General features: G+C 59.0%; 1 protein-coding gene and 1 pseudogene. One reads left to right on the top strand and one right to left on the bottom strand.

Annotated features, from left to right (window positions below):
* Positions 1–127: 127 nt before the first annotated feature.
* A complete protein-coding gene (locus tag A5759_RS00485; protein ID WP_231984491.1) occupies positions 128–535 on the bottom strand; it encodes a hypothetical protein in 408 nt (135 codons plus the stop codon).
* Between the two features lie 834 nt (positions 536–1,369).
* Here A5759_RS00485 and A5759_RS26210 point away from each other — a divergent pair.
* Positions 1,370–1,693, top strand: a pseudogene (locus A5759_RS26210) (hypothetical protein); the annotation flags it as partial.
* Positions 1,694–1,752: the final 59 nt, after the last annotated feature.

A 1,752-nucleotide genomic window follows, 5' to 3' on the forward strand; every position in this document is an offset into this window, starting at 1 on the left:
TACCTTCGGCGATCGATTCCCGGCAGCCGAAACCTACTGATGAAAACCGCCGGAAACACCGTTAACGAGATAGCCCCCACGCGCCCGCCGCACCGGTAATGCCTACAAATCGGAACGTCCCTAGGAACTAGTGGTCGTGGTCGAAAAGGACGAGGGTGTTAGTCAGGTTGCCGTCGATGAAGTAAGCACGGCAGTTGAAGGGATCATGGATCGTCGTCCCGAACTCGTTCTGTGCATCCACGACTCCAGAGACGTTCAACACTGTGATCCGGGAGTGGCCGACGCCTTTGAGAGGCTCATCGAGTAGTGAGAACAAATCCTTGCTGTCGGGGTCAAGGACGGTGCTTGCCGTCTTGACGTTTGACAGTTTCGCGGTCGACGGTGACGCCAGTCGACTCAGTACTTCGGACTCGCAGCGGTCCTGCGCAGTACGTTCGTTCAAGTTACGGTCCGTCGAGTTGGCGAGGCCGAAACCGTGTGTCGCTACGACGGTCACGACCAAGATCGCTGCGCAAATCGCCGTCACCACGATCACCCACGCACGCGTCCGGCGTTTGCGAGGTGTCTTTGGCGAACTATCCATTGCCTACCTGTCCAATATCGCCCGTTGAAGGTTATCTGCCGTGTCGCGGGGTCGTTGTCGGTTTTGTCGCGCCGCATAGGCCGCAAAGCATTCAGCAGACTGCAGGACTGACCGGCCGACAATCAATAATGATAGGGCCAACGCCCAGGTTAAGGCGGGGCGGCGGACGCCTTCGCTCGTCTAGGCGCAGCCGTCGGGACCGAATTGGACTCGGGACAGATGCGATGGTTTTCTGAAAAGATGTCGTGTGTTGTACACGATGCGACGAGGTCTTGCGCGTGGTACACGATGCGACTCTCGGCGTCGTCTGAAAACTGAACCCGTTTCGACGTGGGTCTTGCCGAATTTCGTACTAGGCGATAGGTGGTGCGGCGCGTCCCAGTGGCTGGTCGCGAACTTAGGGACTTCCATTGCGGCCGCCGAGGCAGTGAATCCTGGCTACTATGTAGTTACGTAGATGATACGTGGCCGCCGGGAAGGGGTCGCATGACGATGTGGTACGACGGTAACTGGGCATGGCGGCTGGGTATTCATTGCCATGGCAAAATGGCACCCATCTGGACCCTCTGGGCCATTTTCATGATCACAGCCCTGGTGCTTGCTGTGGGGCTCTCGAAGCGCCCCACGCATACACCGAAATGAACAAGCGCGGTTCATCCGAATCCGCGAAATTACAACACCCCCACGTCTCCCGACGACAGGGGTCGATGACAGGGAAGTCTCGGCGAGATTGAGATGGGATGTCACTTCATCGAGGCTTGAACGGGCCATGTCATCATCGGACGGATGGCACTAAGAGTAGTTAAGAAGACCGACAGCAGGCTGGCTGCTCGTCTCGCGGCGATCGCTTCCCTCGGCGCGGCCGTAATCCACTTTGTCATCGTGCCGACACACTGGCAAGAGTGGATGCCGTCGGGGCTGTTTTTCCTGTCAATCGCGCTGTTCCAACTGATTTGGGCGCGAGTGGTGCTGGCTCGGCCGGCTACGGCAGTACTCGCCGCTGGGATCGCGGCCGATGTTGGTCCCACCGCGCTGTGGGCCCTGTCTCGGACCGCGGGAGCGCCATTTGGTCCACACGCCGGAGAGCCCGAATTGACCCGTCCCGGTGAGTCCGGAGACTGCATTTGTTGAATCACCCCGCCTTTGGTGGGGTGCGCCTGTGATCGTAG

It is taken from the genome of Mycobacterium sp. 852014-52144_SCH5372336, from assembly GCF_001665615.1.
Lineage (GTDB): Bacteria > Actinomycetota > Actinomycetes > Mycobacteriales > Mycobacteriaceae > Mycobacterium > Mycobacterium neumannii_A.